The sequence below is a fragment of the Couchioplanes azureus genome (assembly GCF_014648355.1).
GTDB classification, from domain to species: Bacteria; Actinomycetota; Actinomycetes; order Mycobacteriales; family Micromonosporaceae; genus Actinoplanes; species Actinoplanes azureus.
The window spans coordinates 332,646-354,509 of record NZ_BMQY01000002.1 but is presented as its reverse complement, the minus strand read 5'-3'; the positions used below and the strand labels follow the sequence as shown (position 1 = coordinate 354,509).

The following is a 21,864-nucleotide window of genomic DNA, read 5'->3' as shown; positions in this document are numbered from 1 at the left end:
ACATGACGGACGACAGCATCTGGTTCCGGCGGTTCCGGCCCGCGGAGCCCGCGGCACCCCGGCTCGTCTGTTTCCCGCACGCCGGCGGCGCGGCGAGCTTCTTCGCGCCCATGTCCCGCGCCCTCGCCCCCGGCATCGACGTGTACGCCGTGCAGTACCCCGGCCGCCACGACCGCCACGGCGAACCGTGCCTCGACGACATCGCCGTGCTGGCCGACCGGCTGCACTCCGCCATGGCGGGATGGGATCCCCGGCCCCTGGCGCTCTTCGGGCACAGCATGGGGGCGATCGTCGCGTACGAGGTGGCCCGGCGGCTGCGGCGCGACAACCCGGGGCTGCCGCTGCATCTGTTCGCTTCCGGACGGCGCGCCCCGCACCGGCTGCGTCCCGACAGCGCGCCGCCGCGCGACGACGCCGGCATCATCGCCGAGCTGCGCAGGCTCGGCGGCACCGACGCGGCGCTGCTCGACGAGCCGGGCATCCTCGAGATGATCCTTCCCGCGCTGCGCAGCGACTACCGCGCCGTCCAGACCTACCGCTGGAAGCCGGGCGGCCCGCCGCCGTGTCCGGTCACCGTCCTGACCGGCGACCGCGATCCGCACACGACGATCGAGGAAGCCCGCGACTGGGAGCGGCACTCGCAGGAGCCCTTCGCCGTCCGGGTCTTCCCCGGCGGGCACTTCTTCCTGCTCGACCACGCCCCGGCCGTCCTGACGGTGATCCGCGACCAGCTCGCCGTCCCGCAGAACCGCCGCACCGCTTGACGGACAATCACCGGGGCGGACTCGGCACGGCGGACGGTGGACCATGCGCAACTGGCTGATCGGGCTCGGCATCGGCGTGGCGTGCGTGGTGGCGAGCTGGGCACTGCTGGTGGTGCTGGCGCGCCGGCTCCCTCCCGGGGTCCTGCGGGACCTCGCCGCGTTCATCCCGGACTGCGTCACCACCGTGCGCCGGCTGCGCAAGGATCCGCGGGTGCCGCGCCGGGCCCGGGTGGCGATCGTCATCGCGGGGCTGTGGCTGGCGAGTCCGATCGACCTGATCCCGGAGTTCCTCCCGGTGATCGGGCCGCTCGACGACATCGTCGTGGTCGCGCTGGCGCTGCGCTACGCCGGCCGGCAGGTGCCCCGCGAGGTGCTGCTGGCCGCGTGGCCGGGCGAGCCGCGGCTGCTCGAACGGCTGCTGGGACCGCCCCGGCCGGGCGCCACACCGGCCGCCTGACGCGCCTGGCGGCCCCGCGCTCGTCCACGCGTCGACCGGGGATCGAGGGGGCCCCGCCACCATCGGCAGACATGAACCGCCGCCCGGACCCGCCCGCGACGGATCTCGCCGCGCTCGCGTACGCCGGCGCGCACGGCGACCGTGACGCGCTGAGCCACCTCATCCGCGCCACCCAGCAGGACGTGGCACGATTCCTCGCCCGGCTGAGCGCCCCCGCCGACGTGGCGGACCTGACCCAGGAGACCTACCTGCGCGCCATCAAGGCGCTGCCCGGCTTCTCCGGCCGCTCCTCGGTCCGCACCTGGCTGTTCGCCATCGCACGCCGCGTCGCCGCCGACCACGTACGCACGGTCGTGCGCCGCCCCCGGCTCGCCGCCATCGCCGAGTGGCGGCAGGACCCGGACACCGCCGGTCCCCGCGGGCGGCACCGCTTCGACGAGTACCACGCCCTCACCGACCTGCTCGACCGGCTGGACCCCGAGCGGCGCGAGGCGTTCCTGCTGACGCAGGTCGCCGGACTGTCCTACGCCGAGGCCGCCGACGCCTGCGACTGTCCGGTCGGCACCATCCGCTCGCGGGTCGCCCGCGCCCGCGCGGACCTCGTCTCGGCCCTGCACGACCGGGACCGCGGGCCGCGCACCGCCGTGAGCTGAGCCACCGGGCGCTTCCGGCGGCACCAGACCACCCTCGCGAGCGGTCGAGCGCCGCCGGTCAGCGGACGAAGGCCAGGTCGTGGAGGGAACGCACGCGGGGCACGCCGGCGTCGGGGTGGGCGTCCGCGCGGTCCACGAGGACCGCCTCCAGACCGGCGGCCCGTGCGGCGAGCACGTCCTTCTCCAGGGAGTCGCCGACCATCAGGACGTCGGCACCGCGGAGACCCAGGAGCGCGACCGCGTGCTGGAAGGCGCGCGGGTCCGGTTTTCCCGCGGCCACCATCGAGGACGCCACCAGCAGGTCGATCTCGGCGCTGAGGGACAGCCGCTCCAGTTTGCGGCGTTGCTGGGTCTCGTCGCCGTTGGTGAGGATGGCGACCGGCAACCCGGCGGCACGGGCCCGCCGGAGCGTGGGAACCGCGTCCTCGAACGCCGTCCAGCCGGCCTCGTAGCGCGTGAGGTAACCCGCGAAGAGCGCGTCCGCTTCCCGGTCGGTCAGCGGCCCGGGCAGGAAGTCGCGGACCCGCTCGCGGCGCTGCTCGTCGAAGGTCAGCTCACGGCGCTGATAGCGGGCCAGGTGCCGTTCGGAGAGGTGTGCCCAGCGCCGGGGGACGTCCGGATCGGTGACACCGAGCTCCGCGGCCCACGCGACGACCGCCTCACGGGCGGCGGTCTGCTGGTCGATCAGCGTGTCATCGAGGTCGAACAGGACGGCGCGCACCGGAAGATCATGGCATGGGCCCGGGCACCTCGCGGTCCAGCAGGTGCAGCGGGGCCGCGCGGACCCCCGCCGCGTCGAGGGCGTCCCAGTAGGCGGCGGCCGCCGCCGTGCCGACCGGGCCGGACACCAGCGGCAACCCCGGTCTCGTCGCGTGCAGCAGCGACTCCAGCTGGCACGACGCCACCGTGCCCGGCAGGCCGGGCCGGGCCGCGGCGGGCAGGCCGGCGGCGACCGTCCGGTCGACCGGGCCGCAGTGCAGGAGCCCGCCGCCCACCACGAGCACGTCCCGCCGGTCGCGCATCCGGCTCAGGGCCCGCCCGGTGTCGAAGCAGTGCGGGAACGAGTCGTCCACCACGACGGTGCCCGGTCGCAGCCGGTCGACGTCCAGGGTGCCGGGACCGCCGCTGGTCGCCGCCACGATGACGTGCGCCCGGTACACCGGGTCCGGCGCCGCCGGGCCGGCGGTGACGATGTCGACGGGACCGTCGTAGCCGCCGGCCGCGATCGTGGCCGCCAGCTCGGTGAGCCGGCCGGCGGCGGCCGGTAGGTCGCACAGCAGCAGGCCGGCCGGCGCCGGCCCGGTGCGGGCCAGCAACAGCCGCAGAGATGCGGCGCCGATGGAGCCGACTCCCACGACGGCCAGCACACCGTCGGGCAGCGTGCGGCCGGTGGCGGCGACGGCGGCGAGCGTCGTGCGGACCACCGAGGCGGCGGTCACCGCGTGGCCGCTGGTCACCCGGGCCGCCGAGCGTACGCGGCGTGCGACCGCCGTGCCGTACCCGGTCAGGGACGGGATCATCCCGGCCAGCGACACGCTGCGCGCGCCCAGCTCCGCGGCGAGGTCGACGGCGGCGGCGCCGTCCGCGGCGAGGCCCGGCCCGGTCAGCTCGTCGGCGAACCGGGGCAGGCACACGAATCCCGACCGGCCGAGCGGCGTCGCGGCGGTCTCCAGCAGGCGCGGGCCGCCGTCGGGGAACAGGACCGCCCGGATGCCCTCCCGGTCCAGGGCGGGCAGCGCGCGGCGTACCTCCGCGGGCAGGTCTTCCGCCACGGCCGCGAGGTGCGCGGGGGCCGGAAGGTAGCCGACGAGGGCGGCATCCAGCCGGGTGGCCCGGTCGTGCCGCGGCCGTGCGCCGGCCGCTTGCTCGAGGCGCGACCGGAGGTCGGCGGCGAGCCGGTCGAGGGTCTGCGGTGCGGCGCGGCCGCGCAGCGTGAGCCGCAGGCCGCCGTCGACCGGGCGGACCGCCAGCAGCGTCTCGGTGCCGGGCGGGACCGCCAGGTCGGCGTCGGTGTCCTCCCAGGACAGCCGGAGCGTCTCGCCCCGGGGCGGGCCCAGTGCGTCGAAGTCCAGGTAGGTGAAGAAGAACCGCCATCCGCGCGGCGCGGTGAAGGTGCGGCTCCGGGCCTCCTGCACCGCGGCGGCCGCGCGCCGCAGGTCGTCTCCGGCGCCGGCCGGTGCGGGACGCACGGCGACCGCGGTCGCGCACGGGCCGAAGATGCGGGCCACGTCGGGCAGGGCGTGGTCGCGGCCGGTCACCGCCACGCCGACCAGCGGGTCCGGCTGCCGGGTCACGATCGCGAGGCTGTGTGCGTACGCGGCGAGGACCGGCACGAACGGGGTCACGCCGGCCGCGGCCGCCCGGTGCCGCAGCCCGGCCGTGACCGCCGCGGGGAGCGTGAAGCCGGTCGTCGCCACCGGGCCGAAGGCGTGCCCGTCGTTCTCCACGGGGACGGCGCTGAGCCCGCGCAGCAGTGCGGCGTAGTCGCGGAACGTCGACCGCAGCGGCGGCAGGGCGTCCGCACCCCGGTCGTAGACCGCCAGCAACTCGCGGGCCAGCAGCGCCACGCTGTATCCGTCCCCGACCAGGTGGTGCGCGTGCAGGACGAGGACGTGCTCCTGCGGGCCCGTGCGCAGCAGCCGCAGCCGCACCAGCGGCCATCGCGCGGGATCGAACCGATGGGCCCGCTCGGCCTCCAGCGCCGCGGCGAGCGGCCCCGGTGCCGCGTCGTAGCCGACGATCAGCCGGGAGGACGGCGGCAGCTCGCGCTGTGCCGGCGGGCGTGCGTCGCAGCGGAACGCCGTTCGCAGCATCGGATGCCGCGCGACGAGCACGTCGACGGCCCGCTGGAACCGGTCGGGGTCGAGCGGGCCGTGCAGCCGCGGCGCCGCCAGCCAGGCCGACGGGGCGCCGACCGCGTCGGCGAGCAGATAGCCGCGCTGGCCCGGGGTCAGCGGAAACTCCGCGTCGTCTGCGGCACCCGCCGCGGGCTCGGGGTGCGCCGCGGGCCCGGGGTGCTCCGCGGGCTCGGGGTGCGCCGCGGGATCGGCGGGCGCCGCGTCGATGGCGGCCGCCAGCGCGGCCAGCGTGCGGTGCCGGTAGACCACCGTCGGCCGGGGGAGCGCCGGCCGGTGCGCCGCCAGCCTGGCGAACAGGTCCAGGACGCCGATCGAGTCGCCGCCGAGGGCGAAGAAGTCGTCGTCGCGCCCCACGTGCGGCACGCCGAGCAGGCTCGACCAGAGCTCGGCCAGCAGCCGTTCGGTCGCGGTCACCGGTGGCGCGCCGCTCCGGCGGTCCGCGGCGCCCGGCGCCAGCCGCGCCCGGTCGACCTTGCCGGTGGCGGTGAGCGGCAACGCCGTCACCACCTCGACGCGGGCCGGCACCAGATACGGCGGCACCAGCCCTTCCAGGTACGTCCGCAGCTCCGCCCCGCCCGGCCGCAGGTCGCCCCGCGGCTGCACCCAGGCGACGAGCCGCCCGTCGTGGACCCGTACGGCGGACCGGTCGACCGCCGGGTGCCGGCGCAGCACGGCCTCCACCTCGCCCGGCTCCACCCGGTACCCGTGCAGCTTCACCTGGTCGTCCACCCGCCCCCGGAACCACAGCAGGCCGTCGGAATCGCGGTGGGCCCGGTCGCCGCTGCGGTACCACCGGTGTCCGTCGCGGTCCACGAACGACGCCGCGGTCTGCTCCGGGTCGTCGAGGTATCCGGCGGCGACCCCGGCCCCGCCGATGTGGAGCTCGCCCACCTCGCCGGGCCGGCAGCGGCGGCCGTCGGCGCCGATCACCTCGGCCAGCGCGCCGCCGATCGGCCGGCCGATCGGCAGATGCACCTCGTCGTCGCCGGGGCGCCGGTCGATCACGTGCGCGGTGGCGTTGATCGTCGTCTCGGTGGGGCCGTACAGGTTGGCGATGCGCGTGCCGGGGCCGGCCAGGTCGAACCAGCGCCGTACGTGGGCGGCGGACAGCTCCTCGCCGCCCACGTGCACCCAGCGCAGTGCGGAGAGATCGGGACGCCGGGCGCGCTTCTCGGCGGCCCCGAGCAGCCGCTCCCACAGCGTCGGCACCGAGCTCCACACCGTGATCCGGTCGCGTTCGACCCGGCGCAGCAGCTCCTCGGGGTCGCGGAGGGTGTCCCGGTCCCAGGCGACGACCGTGGCGCCGGCCAGCAGCGGCGCCAGAAGCTGACGCACCGAGGCGTCGAAGCAGATCGGCGCGGTCTGCGCCAGCCGGTCGCCGGGCCGGTACCCGAACGCCGCCACGGCCCAGTCCAGGTAGTTGGCCATGGCCCGGTGACCGACCACGACGCCCTTGGGCCGCCCGGTCGAGCCGGAGGTGAAGATGACGTACGCCTCGTCCCCGGGTCCGGTGGTCACGGGAGGCGGTACGCCGTCCACGCCGTCGCGCGTGTCGACCAGGGTGAGGTCGCCCAGGGTTCCCGCCTCGGTACGGGTGCTGTCGTCGTGCACGACCACGCCCACCCCGGCGCGAGCGAGCTGCTCGGCCAGCCGGGCGGTGGGGTACGAGGCGTCCAGGGGCACCCACGCCGCACCGGCCTTGAGGATGGCGACGAGGCCGACGACCGTGCCGGCGCCCGGCCCGGTGAGCAGGCCGATCCGGCGGGCACCGGTGGCCGCCAGCCGGGCGGCGAGCCGGTCGGAGGCCGCGTCGAGCTCACCGTAGGTCAGCGGCACGCCCTCGGTGCGGACGGCGACCGCCTCGGGCGAGCGACGGCACTGCCGCCGGATCCGCTCGACGACGGGCACCGTCGGCGGCGCGGGCACCGTCGGCGGCGCGGGCACCGTCGGCGGCGCAGCGCCGGCGAGCTCGTCGATCTCCGCCAGATGCTCGGCGGCGAGGCGCTCCACCGTGGACTGATCGAACAGCGCTGCCGGGTAGTTCCACGAGAAGTGCAGGGCGCCGTGCGCCTCGAAGCACACCAGGCCCAGCCGGGTCGCGGCCGACGCGGTGCCGGCGACGGTCGCCACGACGGGGCCGCCGGCGCCGCCGGTGCCGGGGAAGCGGGCGAAGCTGAAACTCGCCGGGCTCGCCGTGCGCGGCCCGGCGCCCTCCGCGGCGAGCATCCGCGCGAGGTCCACGGTGGAGACCGAGCCGTGCCGTTCGCTGTCCAGCCAGGCGTCGCGCAACCGCCGGGCGAGCGCGAGGACCGGCTCGCCCGGCCGTACATCGGCGAGCACCGGCAGCGTGTCCGCGAACGGGCCGACCATCCGCTCCACCCCCGCCAGCCGCGCGGTGCGCCCGGCGCGGGCGACCGCCACCGGCACCGCGGACTGGCCGCTCCACCGGGACAGGCACCGCACGTAGCCGGCGAGCAGCAGATGGAACAGCGACACCCCCGCCTCCCGGGCCCGCTCGCCCAGCCGTGCGGTCGGCGCCGGGCCGGCCGTCACCTGATGGACGGCGTACGGCGGCTCCGGCTCGCTCCGGGCGTCACCGTCGAACGGCAGCGCCAGCCCGGGGTACGCCCCGAGCGCCTCCCGCCAGTGATCCAGGTCCGCCGCGGCCGGGGCGCCGCGCGACGCCTCATGGTCGGCGAACGTCGTGGCGGGCGGCGCGGGCAGCTCGCGTCCGGAGTAGAGCGCCCACAGCTCGTCGCCGAGGATCGCCAGGCTGTAGCCGTCGGCGGCGGCGTGGTGCGCCACCACGAGCAGGTGCGCCAGCTCCGGACCGGCGACGGCCAGGACCGCCCGGAGCGGTGCCTCCCGGGTCAGGTCGAACCGGCGGTGGCGCAGGGCGGCGTCGAGCGTCTCCACCGGCCCGGCGAGCGCGGTCACGGTGAACCACGCGGGCCGCCCGGGTCCCGGTGCCGCGAACCGCTGCCCGCCGGCGCCGAACCGTACCCGCAGCATCGGATGGCGTCGCTCCAGCTCCGCGAAGGCGCGCCCCAGCCGGTCCGGGTCGACCGGCCCGGTCACGGTCTGCCGCACGGACGCGTACGCGGGTACCCCGGGGTACAGCCGGCCGGTGGTGACGAACGCCCGCTGCACCGGGCTGAGCGGGAACTCCGGCGCGCCCGCGAGGTGTCGGGCGACCTCGCCGAGCGTACGGTGCTCGAAGAACAGCGTCGTCGACAGCGTGCGGCCGAGCCGGGCCTCGAGCTTCTTGACCAGGTCGACGGCGGTCAGCGAGTCGAGCCCGAGGGCGAGGAACGGCTCGTCGGCGCCGATCGCCGCGGCGTCGGTGCCCAGCGGGCCGGCCAGCAGCTCCCGCACGATCGCGACGACGTCGTCGTAGCCGGTGCCGGACCCCGTGGTGCGGTGCCCGCCCGCCGCCTCCGGGGCACCGCCGTGGGCCGATGCGGAGCTGCCGGCCGCGTCGCCCGGCGCCGGACCGGCGGCCGCGTTGCCCGCAGCCGCGACGGCGGAGGTCTCGCCCGGCCGGTGCGGCACGGTGACCAGCACCTGGGGTGCGCCCACGGCGGCGGCCGTCCACAGGATCTCCGGCAGCCGGTCGAGCGGCAGCCCGTCGCCGTCCGCGGCGAGGCCCCCGGCCGCGGCGAGGCCGCCGCCGGTCAGCACCGGCAGGTTCACCGACACGAATCGCCGCCCGGCCTTCCGCTGCGCCGCGGCGAAGGCGTCGAGGCAGGCGTTGCCGGCCACGTAGGCGCCGAGCGCGCCGGCCAGGCCGGGCAGCACGGACGAGACCGACGACAACGCCACGACGAGCGGATCCTGCCCGCGCAGGGCCTCGGTGAGCAGGCGGGTGCCGCGGACCTTGGCCGCCAGATCCGCCGCGATCTCCGCCGGGGCCGCCGCCCGCAGGCTGCCCGGGCGGACCACCCCGGCCGCGTGCACCACGACGTCGAACCGGTGCCCGGCGACGAGCGCGGCCACGTCCGCCGCCACCGCCACGTCGGCCCGGCGGTACTCCACCGACGCCCCGAGCTTCCGCAGCTCCCCGAGGAGCGCGGCCGGTGCCGCCGAGCGGCCCGCGAGCAGCAGGTGCGGGCGTCCCCGGCGGGCCAGGTCCCGGGCGATCGCGCTGCCCGCCGCACCGGCACCGCCGACGATCAGATACCGCCCGTCGCTCGGCAGGTCCACCGGCGTGATGGGGGCGGCGCCGGTGAACCGGCGCTCGAGCCGGCGGCCGTCCCGCCAGGCGACGATCCGCGCGGGACCGGGCGCCGGCGGGTCGGCCGACTCCCGCGCGACGGCGTCGCGCCGGGCCGCCGGCGTGTCCGTCGAGGACAGGTCGACGATGCGGACGCCGAGGCCGGGGTTCTCGTCCGCCAGCGCCATCGCCAGACCCGTCCAGACGGCGTGCACGGGGTTCGGCCGCTCGGGGCCGGCGCCGGTGACGTGAACGTCCTCGGTGACGACGAGCAGGTGTCCCGACCGCGGCGCCCGCGCCAGCGCCCGCGCGGCGGCGGCGCCCTCGTCGTCGGTCCCGGCGGGTGCGGCCGTCACGACCGTCACCGGCGGGGGACTGCCGTCTTCCCCGGCGGCGTCGGTGCCGCGGACCGTGGCGGGCGCCTCGACCCATCGGGCGGTCGCCAGCGTCGGCGGCACGTCGGTGACCCAGTGACGGCGCCGCTGGAACGGATACGTCGGCACCTCCACCGGTCGCGTGCCGGCGTCGAGCCGGGTGCGGTCGAGAGGGGCACCGCGCCGCCACAGGTCTCCGGCCGTCGCCAGCAGGGCACGGGCGTCGCGGCCCGCCGGGCGTACCGGTGCCGCCGGGATCAGCGGCGCGAGCGCGACGCTCGCGCCCACCTCCACGAAGGCGTCGAAACCGGCGTCCCTCAGCCGGTGCACCGCGGCCGCGAAGCGTACCGGCCGCACCGCCTGTGCCGCCAGGTAGGCCGCGTCGTACGCCGCACCCCAGTCGCCCGTCACCGTGCTGAGCAGCGGAATCTCCGCGGGCCGCGGGGCCGGGGCATGGCGGGCGAGCCGGTCGGCGACCGGCGCCATGGCCGGGGAGTGGAAGGCGTGCGAGACCGCGAGCCGGCGGGTGCCGATGCCGAGGGCGACCAGCCGCCGGCTCGCCTCCTGGACCGCCTCGACCGGCCCGGCGAGCACCACCTGACGGGCGCCGTTGTCCGCCGCGAGGACCACGCCGGCGTCCAGCACCGCAGCCACCGCGTCGGCGCCCGCGGCCACCGCGACCATCGCCCCCGGCGTGGCCAGCTCCGCGGTCAGCCGGCCCCGTTCGGCGGCCAGCAGCACCGCCTCCACCGGGGTGAGCATCCCGGCGGTCGCCGCGGCGGCCAGCTCGCCGACGCTGTGCCCGGCGACCGCCTCCGGCCGGACCCCGTACGCGAGCAGCTGGGCCGCCTGCGCCACGCCGAACGCGACCACCAGCGGCTGGGTGACCTCGGTGCGGGCCAGGTCGCCGGCCGGCACCGACGGGTCCGTGCACCATGCGCGCAGGGTGCGGCCCGCGATCGGCCCGGCCGCCGCGGACACCTCGTCGAGGACCGCACGGAACCGGGGCGCGCCGGCGTACAGTGCGGCGCCCCGGCCCGGACGCTGGGTGCCCTGCCCGCCGAAGAGCCACGCCACCCGGGGCGCGCGACCCACGGGCGGGCCGTACGCCGCGGTCGCCAGGCGCTCGGCGAGGTCGCCGTCCGCCACCAGCGCGACCCGGTACGGCCCGTCGTCGCGGGCCGTGGAGACGGTGGCGCACACGTCCGCCTCGCGCAGCGCCGGATGGGCCCGCAGATGCTCCACGAGCTGGCCGGCCGCCGCCCGCAGCGCGGCCGCGGAACGGGCCGACAGCGTGAGCAGATGCGGCCCGCGGGCCGCGGGCGCCGGGTCGGCGGGGCCCTCCACCGGGTCGGGGCCGCAAGGCCCGGGGACCGGCGGCCCGGCGTCCGCAGGCCCGTCGGCCGGCTCCGGCGCGGGCGGCGCGGGCGGCGCGGCCAGGATCGCGTGCGCGTTGGTGCCGCCGAAGCCGAACCCGTTGATCCCGGCGACGGCGGGACCGGTCCACGGCCGCCGCGACGTGACCACCTCGAACCCGGCCCCGGCCAGGTCGAACCGCGGCGACGGGCGGTCGTGGTGCAGCGACGGCGGCAGCTCCCGGTGCCGCAGCGCGAGGACCACCTTCACCAGGGCGGGCAGCCCGGCGGCGTGCAGCAGGTGCCCGACGTTGGTCTTCACCGAGCCGAGCAGCCGCTTGCGCCCGTCCGGCAGCGGCGGGAACGCGTACGCCAGCGACTGCGCCTCGACCGGGTCGCCCACCGCGGTGCCGGTCCCGTGCGCCTCCACGTAGGACACCTCGGCCGGGTCCACACCACAGTCCCGGTATGCCTGGGCGATCACCTCCCGCTGCCGCAGCGGGTTCGGTGCCATCAGACTCAGCGAGCGGCCGTCGTTGGTGACCGCCGTGCCGCGCACCACCGCCAGCACCCGGTCGCGGTCCGCGTCGCCGAGCCGGGTGAGCACCAGCGCCGCGCCGCCCTCGCCGGGCACGAAACCGTCGGCGTCCGCGGCGAACGCCCGGCAGCGCCCGGTCGGCGACAGCGCCTGCGCCCCGCCGAGCAGCCGCTCGCCGGTCGGTGTCAGGAGCAGGCCGACGCCGCCCACCACCGCCACGTCGCAGTCGCCCGCCGCGAGACTGCGGTGCGCCAGGTGCAGCGCGACCAGCGCCGACGAGCAGGCGGTGTCCACCGCGAGGGCCGGGCCGCGCAGGTCGAGCAGGTGGGCCACGCGCGCGGGCAGCAGGCCACGCATCGTGCCGGTCATCGCGTGCGGCCCGGCCGTGCCGGTCGCCGCCACCAGCTCGGCGTACCCGCTCTCCCCGACGGCCGCGAACACGCCGATCCGGCGGTCGTGGCGGCGGGGCCCGGCGAGACCGGCGCGCTCCAGCGCCTCGTACGCCAGCTCCAGGAAGATGCGCGCGTGCGGGTCGAGGTAGCGGGCCTCGGCGTCGTCGATGCCGAAAAAGCCGGCGTCGAACAGCGCCGGGTCGCCGAGGAACGCGCCGTGGCCGCCGCCGGGCCAGCGGGTCACCGGGGCGACGCTGTCGCGGCCGGCCAGCAGGTTGCGCCAGAACTCCTCCGGGGTGGCGGCGTCGGGGAAGCGGCACGCCATCGCCACGACCGCGAGCTCGGTGCCCGCCACCGGGCGGGAGGCGGGCGCCGGCCGGCCGGCCGGGGCGGCCGGCCACCGGTCGGCCAGCAACCGGTCGGCCAGCTCGGGCACCGTCGCACAGTCGCGCAGCAGGACCGGGTCGAGCGTACGGCCGAGCGTGTCCTCCAGCGCCGCGAGCACCTCCATGGCCGCCAGCGACGAGCCGCCGATCGCCAGGAACCGGTCGGCCGGGCCGATCCGTTCCTCGGGGATGCGCAGCACGCGGGACCACACCGCGCGCACGGTCCGTTCCAGGTCGGCCCGGCTCCGCGGCACCCGGGCGGCGGAGGCCGGCACGACGGGCGGCGCGGGCGGCGCCGGCAGCGGCGCCGCGACCTCGTCGGCCCCGATGCGCTCGCGCAGCGCCTGGCGGCGGAGCTTGCCGCTGGTGGTCCGCGCGAATGCCCCGTTCGGGACCACCCGCACCTCGACCCCGTCGTACCCGAGCGCCTCCGCGACCCGGGCCCGGACCCGGGCGCCCACCTCCGGGTCCGCGCGCACGGCCGGCGCCGCCAGGAACACCACGACCCGCTCCCGGCCGCTCACCGCGCCGGTCGCGCCGACCACCGCCACCGGCCCGGCCCCGAGCCCCGGCGTCGCCGCCGCCACCTCTTCCAGGTCGCCGGCGTGGAAGGTGCGGCCGTGGACGAACACCACGTCCTTCTCCCGGCCGGTGACGCAGAGCCGCCCCGCGCGCAGGAAGCCGGTGTCGCCGGTCCGCAGCCAGCCGCCGGCCAGCGCGGCGGCGCTCGCGGCCGGGTCGCGGTGGTAGCCGCGGGTGACGTTCGGGCCGCGTACCTGGATGTGGCCGACGAGGCCGTCCTCGACCGGCCGGCCGTCCTCGTCGACGATCCGGATCCGGCAGCCCGGCACCGGGTGGCCGGCATCCATCAGCTCCACGGCCGGGGTGCCGGCCCCGGCGTCCACCGCGACCCCGCGGGCGAGCGCCGCCCGGCTCAGCCGCAACGGCCGGGCCAGCTCGCCGGGCGGCGTGAAGGCGACGGCGACGGTGGCCTCCGCCAGCCCGTACACCGGCCGCAGGGCGCGGGGGTCGAGCCGGGCCCGCGCCATCCGGTCGGCGAACGCCCGCCACACCGTGGGGGAGATCGGCTCGGCGCCCACCATCATCAGCCGGACGCTGCTCAGGTCGATCCCGTCGAGGGTCTCGCCGGCCACCCGCCGTACGGTCAGGGCCAGGGCGAAGTTGGCGGCCGACAGCACGGTCGCCCGGTGTCTCGCGGCGGTGCGCAGCCAGAGCTCGGGTCGCTTGGCGAACGTCAGCGGGCTGATCCGCACCTGCCGGCAGCCCCGGTGCAGCGGCACCAGGTGGGTGCCGATCAGCCCCATGTCGTGGAAGTACGGCATCCAGGTCAGCACGACGTCGTCGCCGTCCAGCGCGCTCGCCCGCGCCGCCTGCTCGAGGTTGGCGACCAGGTTGCCGTGGGTCAGCTCGACGCCCTTCGGCGCCGCGGTGCTGCCGGAGGAGAACTGCAGCATGGCGAGATCGCCGGTCGCGGCCCGGACCGGCGCGGCGAGCGGCGCGGAGCGGCGCAGCGTGGGCACCGGCAGCACCCGGGCGCCGGCGAGGACGGCGTCGCCGGCCAGCGGCGGGCCGCCGAGCAGCGCCGCGACGGCGGCCAGGCGGGCCGGTTCCGGCGGCAGCGGCACGGGTACGACGCCGGCCAGCACCGCGCCCCAGAACAGCGGCAGGAACTCGGCGCTGTCGTCGGCCACCACCAGCAGGCTGTCGCCGGTGGCGAGCCCCGCCCGGCGCAGGCCCCCGGCGATTCGCAGCGCGTCCGCGTACAGTTCGGCGTGGGTGACGAGCCGCTCGGCGCCGGCGTCGCCGAGGTGGACCACGCCCCGGTCGGGTGCGCGGGTCGCGGCCCGGAGCAGCACGTCGGTCAGCGTCATGAACACTCCTGGCAGGTCTCGGCGCCGGCACACAGCGCCGCCACGGTAGCCCCCGCGGGATGTCGAAGTACGCTGCGGGGATGACGGTGCCGCTGCTGCACGAGCGCTTTCCCGCGATCGTGGGACGCCTGCCGTTCCGCCGGCTCGGCACCGCGCCGACGCCGGTCCGCGCGGTCGCCGGCCTGGGCGGGGTGTGGGTCAAGGACGACGGCGGGTACGGCACGCTGTACGGCGGCAACAAGGTCCGCAAGCTGGAGTGGACGCTGGCCGACCTGCTGAGCCGCGGCCGCCGCACGGTGGTGACCGCGGGCGGCACGGGCAGCCACCACGCCGTCGCCGTGGCCCGCTACGCCACCGCGGCCGGCCTGCGGGTGGCGGTCGTCGCGCTGGAGCAGCCGTACGACGAGCACGTGGCCCGGCAGGCCGCCGCCGTGCACGCCACCGGCGCGACCGTGCGCCGGGTGGGCAGCGTGCCCGCCGGCTACCTCGCCGCCGGTCTGCTGCTCGCCCGGGCCGCGGTCACCGGCGCCCGGCCGAGCCTGCTGCCGGTCGGCGGATCGAGCCCGCGCGGCTGTCTGGGCTATGTGGAGGCGGCCCTCGAGCTCGCCGCCCAGGTCGCCGCGGGCGAGCTTCCGGTGCCGCGGCAGGTGGTCGTGCCGGTCGGCTCGGGCGGCACCGCCGCCGGGCTGGCCCTGGGCCTGGGTCTCGCGGGCCTGCCCACGCGGGTCGTCGGCGTGCTCGTCAACGACCGGACCCCGATGGGCGAGCCGCAGGTCCGCCGCCTCGCCGAGGCGACCGCGCGCCTGCTGCGCCGCAGCGGCGCCCCGCTGCCGGAGCGGGCCCCGCTGGCCCCGCTCACCGTCCGGGCCGACTGGCTCGGCCCGGGCTACGGCCACCCGACCGCCGCGTCGGCGGCCGCGGCTCCCTGGCTCACCGAGCACGCCGGCGTCCGCACCGAGCCGGTCTACACCGCGAAGGCCGCGGCGGCCCTGCGCGAGCTGGCCGGCGCCGGCCCGGCGCAGGGGCCGGTGCTCTACTGGCACACCGCGGACGAAGGGAACCGCGCGGAGACGCCGACGCAGTGATAGCTTTCGATGCGTTTCCGGGAATCCCCTCGTCCGGAGGTTACGCATGAAACGTTCCGTGCTGCGCGTCGGCCTCGCCGCGGCGCTGGTCGCCGCCTCGGTCGCGGTCCCCGGCGCCGCGGCCGCCGGTGCCCCGGTCCCCAAGCTGCTGGTGGTGGGGATGGACGGGCTCAACTGGGACAGCGTCGTGGCGGCGGACGCGCCGAACCTCGACGCCCTCGCGGCGCAGGGCGCGCTCGGCCGCAGCCTGGTGCAGTGCCCGTCGCTGGCCGACTCGTCCAGCGGCCCCGGCTGGTCGACCATCGCCACCGGCGTCTGGCCCGACCGGCACGGCGTACGCAACAACAGCTTCGCGGGCAAGCGGTACGACGCCTACCCCGACTTCCTGACCCGCCTGGAGCGGGCGGACCCGGCGCTGGCGACGTACTCCGCGGTCGACTGGGCGCCGCTGCACGAGCAGGGCACCTTCTCGCCGGCGATCGACACGCGGGTCACCCTCGACGGGGACGCCGACGGCTACGCCGGGGAGGACGAGAAGATCACCACGGACGCGGTGACCCGGCTGGGCACCGGCGATCCGGACGCGTCGTTCGTCTATCTGGGCAACACCGACGTGGTGGCGCACGCCGTGGGCACCGGCGGGCGCTACCGGGCCGCCATCGAGAAGCAGGATCAGCAGCTCGGCAGGATGCTGGCGGCGGTGCGGTCGCGGCCCACGTACGCGGACGAGAACTGGCTCGTCATGGTCACCACCGACCACGGTCACCGGGTCCCGTTCGGCGGGCACGGCGGCTGCCGCCCCGACGAGCGCGGCACGTTCCTGCTCGCCGTGGGCCCCGGCATCGCCGCGGGGGCCCGGCCGGTGGACGTCCGGCAGGCGGACCTGGCCGCGACGGCGCTGCAGCACTTCGGCGTCTCCGTGGCCCTGGACGGCCGCACCGTCCGGGCCCTCGCCGGCGATCCCTTCGACGGCCTGGCGCTGCGGACCCGGGTGGACGAGACGGGCATCCCGTCGACGCTGGCCGGCTGGACCCCGGTGCCGCCGGCCGGCTGGTCCGTGGACCGCGGTGCGATGCCCGCCGGCGGGGTCACCGAATGGCGGGGCTGGTCCTTCGCCACCGACGAGTTCTGGAGCCGGACGCAGGGCGGCCAGGAGCGGGAGAACGCCGTACGGGCGCGCGGCGTCTTCGCCGTGGCCGACAGCGACGAGTTCGCCGACAGGTCCGGCGGCACGAGCTTCGACTCGACTCTGGTGACGCCGGCCTATCCGGTCGCGGCGGGCACCACGGTCCGGGTGAACTACGTGACCCACTACCGGCAGGAGGGCGCGCAGAAGGGCGACGTCCTCGTCTCCTTCGACGGCGGACCCGACCGGCTGGTGCGGCGCTACTCGGCGGACGCCCTGGCCACGGCCGAGTCGCTGCCCGTGCCGGTGCCGGCCGGGGCCGGCGCGATGACCGTGAAGTTCCGCTTTCACGACGCGAGCAACAACTGGTACTGGGTGATCGACGACGTGACGGTCACCCCACTAATCTGAGCCGGACTCGTCTTTTCGAGGAGGCCGGAACCGTGGTTGCCCTGCCGACATTCCCCCCGGACTTCCTGTGGGGCGTCTCCACCGCGGCCTACCAGATCGAGGGCGCCGTGCGCGACGGCGGGCGGGGACCCTCCATCTGGGACACCTTCAGCCATACCCCGGGCCGGGTCCGCGACGGCGACACCGGCGACGTGGCCTGCGACCACTACCACCGCTGGGCGCAGGACGTGGAGCTGCTCGCCGCGCTGGGCGTCGGGGCGTACCGGTTCTCGATCGCCTGGCCGCGGGTGCAGCCCACCGGCGCGGGCCCGGCCCTCGCCCAGGGTCTGGACTTCTACGACCGGCTGGTGGACGCGCTGCTGGGCCGCGGCATCGCGCCGGTGCCGACGCTGTTCCACTGGGACCTGCCGCAGGCCCTGGAGGACGCCGGCGGGTGGCTCGCCCGGGACACCGCGCACCGCTTCGCCGACTACACGGCCGCGGTCGCCGACCGGCTCGGCGACCGCGTCCGGCGGTGGATCACCCTCAACGAACCGGTCGTGCACATGGCCGAGGGATACGCGCTCGGCACCCACGCCCCCGGCCGCGAGCTCATGCTCGACGCCCTGCCGGTGGCCCATCACCAGCTGCTCGCCCACGGGCTGGCGGTGCGGGCGCTGCGCGAGCGCGGTGCCGCGGAGGTGATGATCACCAACAACTGCACGCCGGTGTGGCCGGCCGGCGACGGCGAGGACGACCTGGTGGCCGCCGCGGTCTACGACGGCTTCCACAACCGGCTCTTCCTCGACCCGGTCCTGCGCGGCGAATATCCACCGTTCGCCGCCGGGCTCACCGACGCCGGCGTGGTCCGCGACGGGGACCTGGACGTCATCGCGACGCCGATGGACGCGCTGGGCGTCAACTACTACCACCCCACCCGGGTCAGGGCGGCACCGGAGGGCGCGCCGCTGCCGTTCGAGACCGTCGAGATCGAGGGCGTGCCGCGGACGGCGTTCGGCTGGCCCGTGGTGCCGGACGGCCTGCGGGAGCTGCTGGTGGGCCTGCGCGAGCAGTATGCCGGCGTGCTGCCGCCGGTCTACGTCACCGAGAACGGCTGTTCCACCGTGGACGTGCCCGGCGCCGACGGCCGGGTCCACGACGCCGCCCGCATCGACTACCTGGACGCGCACCTGCGGTCCCTGCACGAGGCGATCGTCGCGGGCGTCGACGTGCGGGGGTACTTCGTCTGGTCGCTGCTGGACAACTTCGAGTGGGCGGAGGGCTACAGCCAGCGGTTCGGCCTCGTCCGGGTCGACTACGACACCCAGCGGCGTACGCCCAAGGACTCCTTCGCCTGGCTGCGCGCCGCCCTCGCCGGGCAGCGGTGACCGTGCGCGCCGGCCTCGCCGCCCCGCCGCGGGTGGGCGGGCGCTGGATTACGCTGCTGTCGCTGGCCAACCTCGGCCTGTGGGTCGGCTACTACGCGCCGCTGCAGGTGTTGCTGCCCCAGCAGGCCGAGGAGGTGGCGGGCGCCGGCAAGGCCACCGCGCTGGGGATCGTCACCGGCGTCGGCGCGCTCGTCGCCGTCGTGGCGGGCCCGCTCGCCGGGGCGCTCTCCGACGCGACGACGGCGCGGACCGGGCGCCGGCACACGTGGACGGCCGTCGGCGCCCTGACCGGCCTCGCCGGGCTCGTCCTGCTCTCCGGGCAGCACACCCTGCTCGGGCTGACGCTGTGCTGGTGCCTGGCGCAGGCCGGGCTCAACCTGCTGCAGGCCGGGATCACCGCCATCGTCCCGGACCGGACGCCGGTGGGCCAGCGGGGCCGGGTGTCCGGCTGGGTGGGGCTGGCCCAGTCCTCCGGGGTGGTGCTCGGCGTCCTGCTGGTGACGGCCGTGGTGACCGGGGTGGACGCCGGCTACCTGCTGACCGGCGCCGTGGTGGTGCTCGCCGCCGCGCCGTTCGTGCTGCTCACCCGGGACCCGCCGGTCCCGGCGGAGCTCGCCCCGCGGTTCACCGCCCGGTCGGTGCTGACCGCGTTCCGGTTCCGCCCGGGGGAGGCCCCCGACTTCGCCTGGGCCTGGGCCACCCGGTTCCTCGTCCAGCTCGGTAACGCGATGGCGACGCTGTACCTGCTCTACTTCCTGCGCGACCGGGTCCGCCACCCGGACGCCGAGCAGGGGCTGCTCCTGCTCGTACTGGTCTACACCGCCGGGACGCTGCTGACCGTCGTGGCCGGGGGAGTGGTGTCGGACCGCACCGGGCGGCGCAAGCCGCCGGTCGTCCTGTCCGGATACGTGATGGCGGCCGCGGCCGTGCTGCTGGCCCTCTGGCCGACGTGGCCCGGGGCGGTCGTCGCGGCCGCCCTGCTGGGCCTGGGCTTCGGCGTCTACCTGTCGGTCGACCAGGCACTGATCACCCAGGTCCTGCCCGACGCGCGGGAGCGCGCCCGCGATCTCGGCATCATCAACATCGCCAACTCCGCGCCGCAGGTGCTCGGCCCGGCCGTGGCCTTCCCGATCGTGGCCTACCTGGGCGGCTATCCGGTGCTGTTCCTGTCGGTGGCGGCGGTGACCGTGCTGGGCTCGGTGCTGGTGACCCGCATCCGCTCGGTGCCCTGAGCCGGCCGCGGACCGCCGCCTCGAGTACATGTACAAGCTGGACACCTTTCGGGGTCAGGGTCTGGTCGGGTGTATCGCGGGACTGCGGTGGGTGTTCAGACCGTCCCAGACGAGCCCGATGGGTGCCTGCAGCTGCTGGTGAGCGGCGTCGAGCAGACGGATGAGGCTCGGTTCACGGAACCCTTTCGGCTCGCCCTTTCCACCGCCATCACCGGGGTCACGCCCCTGGGCGCCCAGGTGATGGCCTTGTGCGCTCGTGACGTCCGGCCGCACTCGTCGGCGAAACCGACCTAGGCGCCTCGTCGGGCGGCGACTCCTCCAGCGCGCGGCCACCGATATCGCCGCCAGTGCTCAGGTCGGCGTGGGTTTGGGCGCGGCGTTGCTCGGCGGCGCCGAGCAGGTGCAGGCCGAGATGCCCCGTGGGACTCGGCGGTGATGGGCAAGCACGGTGGTCAGCGTTGCGGGATGATCCATCGCTCGCCCGGCGCCGGGTAGCAGGACTTGGCGTCGGAGGCGAACCCGTCGCCGAACGCTGATCGCCCGGAACGCCCTGAGTCGCGACGAGTGCCGCATCCTGCTGTCCACAGCTGCCGCGAGTACCACACGGCGTCCGCCCTGACCCCGGGCACCGAGGCCGCGTCGCGACGCTGACAGCCGGCACGACAACGCACGCCGGGGGTGACCGACTGTCGCATGCGAAGAGCACTATGGGGGACATGGGAGCCGATCAGGTAGCTGACACCGACCGGGAGAATGCGGAACGGGATCGTCTCGTCGCCTTGGTCACCTCCGGTTCCGGCGCCTTCCAGTCCCGGTTGGACGCGCTGGCCGCGTTGGTGACCCGCTGGCCCCGACATCCAGCCACCGCCGCTGCGACAACGGCGTGCATCGACGGCGACCCGGTGTGGGTGGTGCGGCTGCGGGCGCTGCGGCACGTAGATCCGGCCCGCACCACGGCCGACGTCGTACGCCGGCGCGCTGTCGAGGACCTTCATCAAGACGTCCGTCTGGCGGCGCTGCGTTGCCTGGCCACGAACTGGCCCGCGGAACCCTCGACTCGCCGCTTCGTGTGCGATCGCCGGCTCCACGACCGCCACGCCACCGTACGCGTCGGCGCGGTGCGCATCCTCGCTGAAGCCTGGCGGGACGACCCGGCCACCTGCGCGCAGCTGCAACGCGTCGCCGAGGACGACCCGATTCCCGCAGCCAGGGAGGCAGCGCTCGCTGCGCTCACCGAACTGTGGCGCGACGACACCGGCGTCGAGGAATGGCTGCACCGCTACGTCGTCGCCGGCACGGGCGGTGCTGGCACCGCGGACGCCGACCGGGTGCCCCATCAGACCGCCGTGGTACGAGCACTGATCCGCTACCGGCGGACATCTCCCGCCACCGTGCCGCTGCTGCGCGCCGTCGCCTGCAACGCCCACGACGCGCGGCTACGGCAGTGCGCGCTCGAAGGCCTGGCGCACGGGTGGCCCCCGGACGATGGACTGCGAGCACTGGTCGAGGAACGGATCCGACACGAACCCGACGGCGCCGTGCGTACGGCTGCCGTCACCCTGCTTCAGCAGATCTGGCCGCAGTATGACGACACCATCGATGTGCTGAGTGGCGTGCTGTTCCACGATGCGAACCTGTCGGTTCGCCGTGCCGCCCTGTCGGCAGTCGTCTCGGGATGGCGACATCATCCCGGTGTCGAGCTCTGGTTGCGCCAGTGCGTCACCGCCGATGCCCTGGGCCTGTGCGAGGACGCCATGGATGCGCTGGTGACGCACTGGCGCAGCGACCCGGAAACGTACCCGTGGGTGTGCGGGCTCGCCATGGAGCACCCGCAGCCCAAGGTCCGGATCACCGCGATCAAGGCGCTTGCCGAGGGGTGGGCACCGCTCCCGTCGACGTTGCCACTGCTGCAAGGGCTGGCCGTGGCCGCCGAGACGGCCGAGGTGGTCCACGCCGCGTTCCGAGCCGTCGTGAGAGTGTGGCGCTCCGATGCCGCCGCTCGGCGGCGGTGGCTGGAAGAGCAGGCCATGTCCGACGAGCGCCCGGAACACGTACGGGCGGCGGCACTGTCCGCCCTGGCCCGTCTCGGCTCGACCGAGGAGACCTATCTGCTGCTGCACGAGATCGCGGTCACCGACGCCAGCGCAATGGTTCGGCGTACGGCATTACGGGCGTTGAAAGACGGATGGCGACGTGACGCGGCGACCACGCATCTGCTGGCGCACAGCGCTGACTCGGATGACGACCTCCGCACCCAGCCTCCCCGCATCCTGGCCCCCGACGCCGGCCAGATCGGCCAGGTGGCGCAGTGGGTGGCTCTCGCCGTTGCCAGTGGCGTCCTGGGCAACGCCGCCTACGAAGGCGCGAAGGAGTCCCTTCGCGGCCACCTGCGCCGCAGGAAGGCCAAGTCCGTCGAGGCACCGGAGGACACCGGCGCCTCGGCGACCGGTGACGCTTCCCGCAAGCACCCGGAGACCGCCCTGGTGCCGATCACCGCGAAGGAAGCCGAGCTGCTTGCCCGCGAGGCCGTCCGGTCCCGCTGCCGGGCCATCGCGATCGCGGTGCCCGACATGGACGCCGTCAAGACCAGTATCTATCAGGAGTCCACCGGCCGGTGGATGCTGATCCTGCGGGACCCCGCGCACCGGCGCTTCCGCGTCCGCATTCCTGCCGGACGCCCCACGGTGGGTGACGTGACCGTCGAGGTTCACCTCCCGCCCAGCTAGACACCGGGGTCTAGCTCCGGTCCGTTGTGAGGCTT

The 21,864-nt window shown here is 76.4% G+C and carries 10 protein-coding genes; 8 read left to right on the top strand and 2 right to left on the bottom strand.

Translation table 11 applies throughout. The features are described 5' to 3' along the window. The first annotated feature begins 2 nt into the window (after positions 1-2). The 3 genes from IEY99_RS08755 to IEY99_RS08745 all read left to right on the top strand — a co-directional run bounded on the left by IEY99_RS08755 (position 3) and on the right by IEY99_RS08745 (position 1,874). Entirely contained in the window at positions 3-764 is a 762-nt protein-coding gene (locus IEY99_RS08755) for a thioesterase II family protein (RefSeq protein ID WP_189201231.1), read from the top strand. A gap of 43 nt (positions 765-807) precedes the next feature. Next, positions 808-1,221, top strand: a complete 414-nt coding sequence (locus IEY99_RS08750; protein WP_189201230.1) for a YkvA family protein — start codon at positions 808-810, stop codon at positions 1,219-1,221. Between the two features lie 71 nt (positions 1,222-1,292). Continuing rightward, complete coding sequence (locus tag IEY99_RS08745) at positions 1,293-1,874, top strand: sigma-70 family RNA polymerase sigma factor (RefSeq protein WP_189201229.1); 582 nt, start codon at positions 1,293-1,295, stop codon at positions 1,872-1,874. 58 nt (positions 1,875-1,932) lie between these two features. Here IEY99_RS08745 and IEY99_RS08740 read toward each other — a convergent pair whose 3' ends face one another. Together IEY99_RS08740 and IEY99_RS08735 are read right to left on the bottom strand one after the other, a co-directional pair. Continuing rightward, positions 1,933-2,595 carry an HAD family hydrolase gene (locus IEY99_RS08740; RefSeq protein WP_189201228.1) on the bottom strand — a complete coding sequence of 221 codons (663 nt, stop codon included), beginning with the start codon at positions 2,593-2,595 and terminating at the stop codon, positions 1,933-1,935. A 7-nt stretch (positions 2,596-2,602) separates the two neighbouring features. Further along, complete coding sequence (locus IEY99_RS08735; protein WP_189201227.1) at positions 2,603-13,882, bottom strand: non-ribosomal peptide synthetase/type I polyketide synthase; 11,280 nt, start codon at positions 13,880-13,882, stop codon at positions 2,603-2,605. A gap of 80 nt (positions 13,883-13,962) precedes the next feature. Here IEY99_RS08735 and IEY99_RS08730 point away from each other — a divergent pair, with 80 nt between their 5' ends. The 5 genes from IEY99_RS08730 to IEY99_RS08710 all read left to right on the top strand — a co-directional run bounded on the left by IEY99_RS08730 (position 13,963) and on the right by IEY99_RS08710 (position 21,829). Continuing rightward, positions 13,963-14,967, top strand: coding sequence for a pyridoxal-phosphate dependent enzyme (locus tag IEY99_RS08730; RefSeq protein ID WP_189201226.1), 1,005 nt, complete (start codon positions 13,963-13,965; stop codon positions 14,965-14,967). 46 nt (positions 14,968-15,013) lie between these two features. Further along, positions 15,014-16,504: an alkaline phosphatase family protein gene (locus IEY99_RS08725; protein ID WP_189201224.1), complete on the top strand. Its 1,491-nt coding sequence runs from the start codon at positions 15,014-15,016 to the stop codon at positions 16,502-16,504. A 41-nt stretch (positions 16,505-16,545) separates the two neighbouring features. Then, positions 16,546-17,871, top strand: coding sequence for a GH1 family beta-glucosidase (locus IEY99_RS08720; protein WP_189202128.1), 1,326 nt, complete (start codon positions 16,546-16,548; stop codon positions 17,869-17,871). Beyond that, positions 17,868-19,103: an MFS transporter gene (locus IEY99_RS08715; RefSeq protein WP_189201223.1), complete on the top strand. Its 1,236-nt coding sequence runs from the start codon at positions 17,868-17,870 to the stop codon at positions 19,101-19,103. The genes IEY99_RS08720 and IEY99_RS08715 overlap by 4 nt, the downstream gene beginning before the upstream one ends. A gap of 716 nt (positions 19,104-19,819) precedes the next feature. Further along, on the top strand, positions 19,820-21,829 hold the full coding sequence (locus IEY99_RS08710; protein WP_189201222.1) for a HEAT repeat domain-containing protein: 2,010 nt from the start codon (positions 19,820-19,822) through the stop codon (positions 21,827-21,829). The last annotated feature ends 35 nt before the right edge of the window (positions 21,830-21,864 follow it).